At 33.4% G+C, this 9,936-nt stretch carries 6 protein-coding genes; all 6 read left to right on the top strand.

Going from position 1 to position 9,936, the window contains the following annotated elements; translation table 11 throughout:
- Nucleotide 1: 1 nt before the first annotated feature.
- The 6 genes from DRF61_RS13560 to DRF61_RS13585 all read left to right on the top strand — a co-directional run bounded on the left by DRF61_RS13560 (nt 2) and on the right by DRF61_RS13585 (nt 9,870).
- On the top strand, nt 2–3,619 hold the full coding sequence (locus DRF61_RS13560) for a DUF5977 domain-containing protein (RefSeq protein ID WP_146896864.1): 3,618 nt from the start codon (nt 2–4) through the stop codon (nt 3,617–3,619).
- Nucleotides 3,620–3,648: 29 nt separating this feature from the next.
- Entirely contained in the window at nt 3,649–7,140 is a 3,492-nt protein-coding gene (locus DRF61_RS13565; RefSeq protein ID WP_111957888.1) for a DUF6443 domain-containing protein, read from the top strand.
- Nucleotides 7,137–7,532 (top strand): hypothetical protein, encoded by a 396-nt coding sequence (locus DRF61_RS13570; RefSeq protein WP_111957890.1) that lies wholly within the window; start codon nt 7,137–7,139, stop codon nt 7,530–7,532. The genes DRF61_RS13565 and DRF61_RS13570 overlap by 4 nt, the downstream gene beginning before the upstream one ends.
- Nucleotides 7,533–7,672: 140 nt before the next feature.
- Nucleotides 7,673–8,137 carry a hypothetical protein gene (locus DRF61_RS13575; RefSeq protein ID WP_111957892.1) on the top strand — a complete coding sequence of 155 codons (465 nt, stop codon included), beginning with the start codon at nt 7,673–7,675 and terminating at the stop codon, nt 8,135–8,137.
- 427 nt (nt 8,138–8,564) lie between these two features.
- Nucleotides 8,565–8,957: a hypothetical protein gene (locus DRF61_RS13580; protein ID WP_111957894.1), complete on the top strand. Its 393-nt coding sequence runs from the start codon at nt 8,565–8,567 to the stop codon at nt 8,955–8,957.
- A 271-nt stretch (nt 8,958–9,228) separates the two neighbouring features.
- The gene (locus DRF61_RS13585; RefSeq protein ID WP_111957896.1) at nt 9,229–9,870 is read left to right on the top strand and encodes a hypothetical protein; all 642 of its coding nucleotides are present in this window, start codon (nt 9,229–9,231) and stop codon (nt 9,868–9,870) included.
- Nucleotides 9,871–9,936: the final 66 nt, after the last annotated feature.

The following is a 9,936-nucleotide window of genomic DNA, read 5'->3' on the forward strand; positions in this document are numbered from 1 at the left end:
GATGAGAAAAATACTTTTTTTATTGTTTATCCCATTAATAATCGTAAATGCCCAGGACAAATATACTCCTATAAACCTAAAATCTCCACAAAGTTATGAGATGGAAAGATTCGGTAATATCCCCGTCAATCTTTATGCAGGAGCAATTGATGCTAATATTCCTTTGTTTTCAACTGATATTCCCGGCGTCGGAGATGTATTTAATATGAATCTGGCTTATAACTCTTCAGGATTTATGCCTGCCAAAAAGTCTAATTATGTTGGGCTGAATTGGTTTTTGAATTATGGAGGAGCTATTACCCGCGAAATTAATTATAAGGGAGATGATGACCGCATTTATCCCGGTGATTTATCAGGTCCTTCTACAAGAGCTGGATATCTGACAACAGCACGTTTAGCAGTAGGATCAGGTCTAACTAGTGAAGATATTTTAAACGGAAATTATCCTAATCGGGAATCTGAGGGATGGCTACCTTATTTCAGTCTCCAGAACACGTTTGGGGAACTTGCTCCAGATAAGTTTAACTTTAATTTTATGGGTATATCAGGTTACTTCTATATAGGGTTTGATTTGAAACCCGTTATAGTATCCAATGATACTAATTTAAAAATTGACATTACGGGTATTCCTTCACAGTATAAAACAAATTGTGAGCCAGACAATTCACAAATCATTATTACCGATGGAAAAGGAAATAAATACTATTTCGGAGGAAGCTCAGACAATCTGGAGATATCTTATAATTTAGGTGTAATGGGATCTACACCCCCTTCTTCACAGACCCCATCTTTTAATATTATGGGTTGGTATCTTACTAAAGTTGAATATAGCAATGGCCGATTTATCGTTATAGAAAATAAGAAATACCTGAATGGTTTTTATGATTTAGATAGTTCGTCTTTTTGCCACAGCAATACATATCCCCCCTCTGACGGTCTGAGTTCCAATGGTATTAATGAAAAATTTTTCGACCTAAATTTTTACATTTTCGGACATTATCCCTATTTATACCGTGAGCAGCCATGGGCAAACAATATGATCACCCATCCTATTCATTATGGTCCCATAGCGAATAATGTTTCAAAATATCAGATGAATATGGTAAAAAAAGTATATCCTGATAAAATCATTGTAGATAGTGTCGCTACCATTAAATTTAACTATTCCGAATTTGACAAGTACAGTACAGGAACCGACTTTACAAAACCAAAATTTTACGGATACAAATCATATAAAGTAAGTGATATACAAGTTTACAATAATCAGCAAAAGAAAATAAAAAGTATAAGCTTCAGGTATAATCGGAATAAGGATTACTTCTTTCTTACATCCGTAACGGATAATGATAAGCAATACACCCTGGATTATTATAAGACCAATAATCTTCCCGAACAAACGACTTTGGGAGTAGATTATTGGGGATATTGGAACGGAAGATCTGAAGAGACCAACAAATTGATTCCTGACTATGCTTTCTATGCTGATACTAACCAAAATGTTGATTTTTTCGGAGATTCAAGGAACCCCAACACAGGTCTTTTTGATGTAGGACTTTTGAGAAAAATAAAATATCCTACTGGCGGGTACTCATCCTTTTACTATGAACCCCCTTCGTATTCCGAAACGATAGCAAGAGATGCATCTTCAAATTTTTACCAATATATCAAAATCCAATCGGGTATTACGGGAGGGGCAAGAATCAAAAAAATTATCGATTTTGACCGTGAAAAATATATAACTCGAGATTTCAAATATATTAAAGATTTTAAAAATTCAGCTTCAGTTACAAGTAGTGGAATCAATAACTCTTTCTTTTCCTATGTTATGGTTAAGTACAAGGATGAAGACCTGAACCTCGCAGTTTCAGGTAACGATAAATGGCTGGTCGAAAATTCTTCAAGCATGACTCCAAATACTTTTAGCTCAACTCCTGTAAATTATTCGGAAGTTAGTGAGCTGGTCAATAATAAGCTTCAAAAAAAATATTTTTTCTCTGATCTTAGAAAAGAACCTGATGGATTCGTTGACAGACAACAGCCGTTTTATACTAATCCATATCTTCCTAATGAGATGGCAAAAAATTTAGATATGCCCTATACTGACTATGGAAATTACAGGGGTAGATTATTAAAGACGGTTTATTTTGGAGAGAATGGCGATTCTCTGAAAGTTGTAAAAAATATTTATACCAAACTAAAATTAAACTCAAAAGATCCTTTTGTTACTACTACAAAATTTAACTTCTTAATGGATCGTTTTTATAAAATAAAATTGAATCAACAATTGCTATCCTCTACCATCACCACCGACTATTTAAACGGTACTGCAGTAGAAGAGCGAAATGAATTCCAGTATAACACCATAGGAAACAATAATCTTCTGTCACAAGAATCTACTTCTGCCGATATGACAAAAGTAAAATCTTCTTATAAGTATGCATCAGATATAGCAGGATCCGGAGATTTTATTCAGCGAAATATGATAGGTATTCCTTTGCAGACAACTACTTATAAAAACAATAATCCGTTTTCTAAAACAAATAATCAGTATGCTTTAAACGCTGCCGGCAGATTACTTCCGAAACAAATTCAATCAGTTATACTCGGTACGATTGATACGGCTACGGAAAATATAGAAAACGAAATAACCTATGACCAATATGATGCGAAAGGCAATCTGCTTCAATATACCACAAAATCAGGAACCACTTCACTTATATGGGGGTATGATGAGACTTTGCCTATCGCAAAAATCGAGGGAATTTCTTATGGTTCTTTGATGGCACTTCCGGCTATATCGGCTGCTGTTTCCGATTTGCAGACCAAGTCCATAGCTGATGTGGATGAAATGACAGAACAGACCTTTATAAATGCTTTGGATAATTTCAGAAAGAATCAATCTATAGCGAGTTATCTTGTTACGACATATACGTATAATCCATTAATAGGAATTACAAGCATTACTTCCCCTGGGGGACTACGTAATCTATATAAATATGAAGTTGACAGCAACAGGCTCGAAAAAATCGCTACTAAGGATAATGAAATTATAAAAGAATTTAAAAATCATTTTGCACAACCTACTGCCGGGATTTATTATAGTGAAGAGAAAATCATGTATTATACCAAACAGAACTGCCCTGCAGGTTCTATGGGAGATCAATATCTGTATGTTGTTCCTGAGGAAAAGTACAGTTCAACTATTGATCTGGCAGATGCGAATCAAAAGGCTTTCAATGATTTAATCACCAATGGACAAGCACAAGCAAACCTATTCGGAGCATGTATTCCTGATGCATGTGGATTCAGTTCTACAGGAACTATCCAATACTTATCCGGTTCAATTACAAAAATATCATCTACCACTTCAAAAGCCAGTTTTAATTTTTTATTTCCTTATCAGGATAATGTGTTGCTTAATCAGTTAACCACCGGATTGGTAATTGGAAAGATTACAGGAAGCTGTGTCCCGACAGTCATTAAAAATTTAACTGATATACCGGAACTGAACAGAAGATGGGCAGTAACCATAAATACTTTGGGAGAGGTAACCCTGAAATATCAAGGTAATACAGGCGGAACAGCATCGGCAAATGTAGATTTAATATTTACCTATTAATTAACAATCGCTAAAACAACACTCATTAAATGCAAAAGATATTAATCCCGATCGGAGCTTTGCTCGTCACGAGTTTAGCCCATGCACAGCTTTCATCTACAGAAAACTATGTTTATTCCAAAACCTATTTAGACTATAACGGAACTACCCCTACTAAAACCTCCGAAACCGTTCAGTATTTTGACGGACTCGGAAGACCAAAACAAATCGTTAATGTCAAAGCCTCACCACTGGGAAGAGACATTGTCACCCACATAGAACATGATCAATTCGGAAGAAAGGTAAAAGATTACTTACCCGTTCCACAATCTCAAACTTTAAATGGATCCATAGTTCCTACCCCTCTGGCCAATGCTACCCAGCCCGGAATTTATGGCTCGGAAAAGATCTATGCTGAGAAAATACTTGAAAACTCTCCGTTGGACAGAATCCAGCAGCAGATCCAGGTTGGAAATGACTGGACTGGGAAGCCCATAAATTTTGACTATGATGCCAATATAGATAGCGAAGTAAAGAGATATATTGCTACTTCCGCAGGTGCCACTTCTTCCGCTATAACATTATCAGGAACCTACGGAGCCAGCCAGCTGTATAAAAATACCATAACCGATGAAGACGGCAATAAAACCATAGAATTTAAAAACGGACAGGGACAGGTATTATTGGTCAGAAAAGTGGTAAGCAGTACAGAAAATGCTGACACTTACTATGTATATAATGAATACAACCAACTGGCTTTTGTGATTCCACCTAAGGCATCTGCCACTGCGGATCTCAACACAGTACTGGGGAGCTTATGCTATATGTACCGGTATGACGGGAGAAACAGGCTGGTGCTTAAAAAGCTCCCCGGAAAAGGCTGGGAATATATGGTCTATGATAAACAGGACAGGCTGATCATGACACAGGATGCTGTAATGGGAGCTCAAAAACAGTGGCTGTTTACCAAATATGACCAGTTTGGAAGAATAGCCTACACGGGAATATACACCAGTGCCCAGGCTTATGGTGTGGCAGGAAGAGCAGCAGAACAGGCCTTGGCAGATGCCAAAGGCAGTAACAATGTAACCAGAACCTCTACGGCAGGCTTTACCAACAGTGGATTGGATGTTTACTATGATAATGGTTCCTTCAGTTATCCAAGTTCTGTTACTAAACTATTAAGTGTTAACTACTATGACACCTATCCCACAGGCTCTCCAACAGTCACCAATGTATTTGCACAGGAGCTTTTGACAGATAACCCGTCCAATTCGCGAACCACTAAAGGAATGCTTACTGCTTCCTATGTCAAAAATATAGAAGATGACCAATGGACAAAGAACTTTATCTGGTATGATACCAAAGGAAGAAATATAGGCTCAAGAAGTAACAACCATTTGGGAGGATATACTGTCGTTAATCATAAGCTTGATTTTGCGGGAATGGTCCTTCAGACCAATACCTATCACAAAAGACTTAGCACAGATGCTGAAAAGGGCATCGCAGAAAAGTTCACCTATGATCACCAGAACAGACTTCTGACCCATACCCATCAGATAGGCAGCAACCCTGTTGAATATCTGGCTCAGAATAAGTATAATGAGCTTTCTCAGCTGGAGTCCAAAAAAGTCGGCGGAGTATCATTGGCGTCCCCTTTACAGACCATCGATTACAAGTACAATATCAGAGGTTGGATGACCAATATCAATGATCCGGCAAACTTAGGAACCGATTTGTTTGGATATAAAATTAATTACAACCAGGTTGAAGGACTGGAAGTTCCTGATGCTTCTGACACAGGACTCATGGTAAAACCCAAATACAATGGGAATATAGCTGAAGTATCTTGGAAAACACTAACTCAGGAAAATGAGCCTTTGAAAAGATATGGTTATGTGTATGATCCTATAAACAGGCTGACAGCAGGTTTTTATCAGAGCTCAGGAAATGAGACAGGAAGGGAATATTTTGAAAAGCTGGAATATGATCTTAATGGAAACATCACCCGATTAAAAAGATCAGAGGGATTACTGCCAGGCAGTACTACAGCACTGATGATAGACAATCTTAAATATGACTATGTTGGAAACCAACTTACAAAAGTTAGCGAAGAACAGATTGGAAACAGTAAAGGCTACCCCTATGTAGTAACTCCCACAATCATAGGGTATGATCTGAACGGAAACATGCTGAATCATAAAGATAAAGGCATTTCATCAATTCAGTATAATTATTTAAATTTACCCAAACAGATTACCCAGAATGCTCAGGTAACAAATTACGTATACAGAGCAGACGGTGTAAAAGTGAAAAAGCTCTTTGGAGATATAGAAACCAATTATCTGGACGGGTTTCAGTATAAATCTACAAGACCATCGGAGGAAGGTTCAGGAGGAGGCTTGACTCCGGAACCAGATCCTAATGAAGTTGCAACAATTAAACTCAGAATTATTCCTACATCAGAAGGCTACTATGATGTGCTAAGCAATTCGTATATCTATAATTTTACAGATCATTTAGGAAATGTTAGATTGAGTTATACTGACACTAATAAAGATGGAATTATACAGCCGAGGCAATACCGTGTACAGCAATGTGATGGACCTTGGGATCCTTGGAATCCACCCAACTGCATAGATTACTGGACGCCAGGTGAAATTGTAGAAGTAAACAATTATTATCCTTTTGGATTAATGCACAATTATACTGCTACTACTCAAAATGCTTATCAGTATAAGTATAATGGTAAGGAATTGCAGGAAACGGGAATGTATGATTATGGAGCGAGATTTTATATGCCGGATATTGGAAGATGGGGTGTTGTGGATCCATTGGCGGAAAAACATCCTGAATTAAATCCGATGATGTATGCCGCAAATAATCCTATAGTTTTTATAGATCCTGATGGTAGAGATTGGGGTATTACTCAAACCTATGATAAAAAAACAAATACAACCCATTATCAAATAACATTTACAGGAGCTGTTTTAAATAGTTCTTCAAATAAGAAAATTGATATGAAAAAATTTGCTAGTACTGTACAGTCACAAACCGAGGCTATTTTTAATAAAATAGATAATAATCCTAACATTACAGTTTCTGCAAATATAAATATTAGAACTATTGATGACAAAGAAGATCTTAAAAGTACGGATACACTAATTGAAATAAAAGATTCTTCCTCTAAAGAATTCGATGTTTATAAAGACAAAAAGACAGATGTTGTAGGAAGAGCTATGAATGGAAAAGAAATTTATGTAAATGAGAAATATATAAATGATTTAATGAGTGGAGAGAATAGCAAAACACTACCACATGAAATAGGACATACAGGAGGATTACAACACCCAGCCATGGCAACAAGAGAAACTCTGTTTGATTTACCTGAAACATTTTCAACACTTAAAAGTAATTTTATGATACAAGGAGCTATACGAAAACCTACTGGTTTGAATGTACATCAAATAAATAGAATGTATAGGTTATATAAGGCAGGTAAATTAAATAATAGAAAAATTGAACCTAGACTTGAAAAATGAAAAACATAATTTTAACACTATTTTTAATTGCTTTTTCTTGTAAAGAAAAAGATAATTTAACTGAAAAAAAAATATTTTTTTCAAATTTAACTGAACCACAAAAAAATATTTATATTGAGCTATTGTACTATTATCCAGCAAAAGATAAAAAGCAATCAAATTTTTATCTTGTAAAAGATATCCATACTAATGATACATTGTATGTTGTTGATAAAGATAGCCTTCCTGTATCTGATTTTATTAAGAATTATAATGGAATAGAAAACACAGCCATAGTCTTGAGAAAAGGAAAATTAAAAAATAAAAAAGAATATTTATTAAATGTTCCTTCAAATTATAATTTGAGTAATAAAAAACTGTACTTAGGGGAGCTTATCAGAATAATTGATTAATCCCCTGTTATAAGAAGTCTGGATCATGTTCCACATATTGATAATAAAAATAGCGTTAATTTCAACGCTATTTTTTTAATTAACTCTAAAAATAAAGGAATGATTATCACTGGTAATTTAAATCTTAAATCATTAGAAAGATGAAAAAAATCACTCTAATTATACTATTCTTATTTCTCTATTCTTGTAAAGAAAACAGCAATCAATTTTTTGTATCGGATGAAATATATACTATTATATTAGGAAGTATTCAGAAAGAAAATAAAGAAAATAAAAACTTAAATTTTTTTTACATTTTTACAAAACACGATACATTAGTTGTTTTAGCTACGTCAAGAGAAAATGAAGTTTTTCCTATTGATCGACTTAGTAAGTTAGGAGCATTTAAATATAAAGACAATAAAGTTATTATAGCAGAATCTTATAACCCCAAATATAATATTGTTAAAAAAAAGAATGCTCTTGATAATGATTTTATAAAGGATAAAAAAAATAGAGGGTCATTTGACGAGGATATTCAATACGGATATATTTATAAAATGATAACTCCTAACAATATCAATTTAATAAAGAAAGGAGAACTTAAAGAATTTTTTATTAAATAAAACAAAAGTATCTGCCCATATCTATATACGTGGTAGACTTGTATATGGGGAGTCAAAAAATGGCAACCAAATTAATCGTGTTATTACGAATGTAAGTACAAATTTAAACAGGTACAACATCAAACCATAATATAGGACAGGAAGTTTTAAATAAGTTTCATGGGATAGATGTTGAGAAAAAGGTTCAAAAGATAACAAACACTTATAACTTAGATAAGAAGAACCCTCCTAAAGGAGGGTTTTGTACTGTAAAAATGTTCTTGTTGTAGAAGAGGAAATAATATTTCTAAACCTATAATGACATTAACAAAAAAAGTTATAAATAATATACTAAATAGAAATGCAAAATAAACATTTAAAGCAATATTTTTTACTATCGTTTCTTATCTTTTCAGGTTGCTTTTTTTCGCAAACCAAAAAAATAAACTTGATCATTTTAAATGATCGGGAAATTTCTAAAAGCATTTACGATTTTAAAATTAGACCTATTGATGATAATTCTTTAAATGAACCTATTCAAGGAAAGTATATTCCAGGGGATCTAACTCTTGAATCTGATGATTTTAATAAATTAGAATCTAGTAATACTAAAGATTTTGAAATATCATTTTCAGCAATATTAACTGTAAATCAAGATTTGGTTAAAGAATTGAAATATAATATAACAATACCTAAAGATTATTTAAATAAAGAATATTTTATTATAAATATTTTCAATATTTATAATAAAATATCCAAAAAAAGATTCCAGAAATTAATAAAGAATAGCAAAGAATATTATGTTGTTATAGAAACACAAAATTCAATGAAATTTGATTAGTGATAATATTTCAAACATGTTGTTAATAAAATACATTATTGATTATCAATATTTTATGTTTTATTTTTTTTAAATTAAATAAAACATAAAATTTGAAATGATATTTATATAACTGGAATAGAAGAAAATTAAAGATAGGAAATCTGAAATATTGAAAATCATAGATATATAGATCAGTACCCTGGACTGAAAAGGTGTATGCTAATCAAACATTGGATGTTACTTATACGGGGCCGATGCTCAAACCGCTTTTAGTTTATTGCAAAGTTCTATGAATTCGCAGAAACCTAAAGACGATATATACTTAAATAAAAATGGGAAAGTTTCTACAGTATTCAGAAATTCAAAGCCGAATAGATTTTTTGATGCAGGTAATGGAAATCAGGAACTGTTCTTCAATGATCCAGGGAATGTAGACAAACTTGCTCAAGGGGAAATATATAATATAGGAGATCAAGTGTATTATCCAATTGATTACAATGAATTTTTGAAGGTAATAGCAAGTGTTCCCCATACTAACAAAATTAGAACTTTGCTAGCGCAGGGAAGACTCGGAAATACTGTAATATCTCCAAGTGCCCAACTCTCGGCTTATGCTATGATTGGTTATGAATCTACTTATGGAGAAGCAGATTTTTCAGCACATTATTTATCAAGGAAATTAGATATAGGAAATGATGTTAATCAAAATAATGCTTTTTACCATGTGAGATTTGGAAATACGAATACTATTTATAGCCTAATGGATGCTGGCAACTTTATGTGGGGAGGATGGTCAAAATTTATTGGATTGTTTAATCATGAAGTAACCGGTGGAGTTAATACTTACGAATATATTTATAACGGTAGAGCAGATACCAATGCGGATTCAAAATCTATATTTAATGGACGTGCATTTCTTTTATCAAAATAATTTAATTAGTTATGAAAAAAATACTTAATTTCTTAAATCCTACAAAAATATTATCAATATTTATAT

Source organism: Chryseobacterium lathyri (genome assembly GCF_003290185.1).
Taxonomy (GTDB): domain Bacteria; phylum Bacteroidota; class Bacteroidia; order Flavobacteriales; family Weeksellaceae; genus Chryseobacterium; species Chryseobacterium lathyri.

Coding starts and splice junctions, on each gene's coding strand:
- DRF61_RS13570 (WP_111957890.1), top strand. CDS start 7,137: ATGAAAAACATAATTTTAACACTATTTTTAATTGCTTTTTCTTGTAAA.
- DRF61_RS13575 (WP_111957892.1), top strand. CDS start 7,673: ATGAAAAAAATCACTCTAATTATACTATTCTTATTTCTCTATTCTTGT.
- DRF61_RS13585 (WP_111957896.1), top strand. CDS start 9,229: ATGAATTCGCAGAAACCTAAAGACGATATATACTTAAATAAAAATGGG.
- DRF61_RS13560 (WP_146896864.1), top strand. CDS start 2: ATGAGAAAAATACTTTTTTTATTGTTTATCCCATTAATAATCGTAAAT.
- DRF61_RS13565 (WP_111957888.1), top strand. CDS start 3,649: ATGCAAAAGATATTAATCCCGATCGGAGCTTTGCTCGTCACGAGTTTA.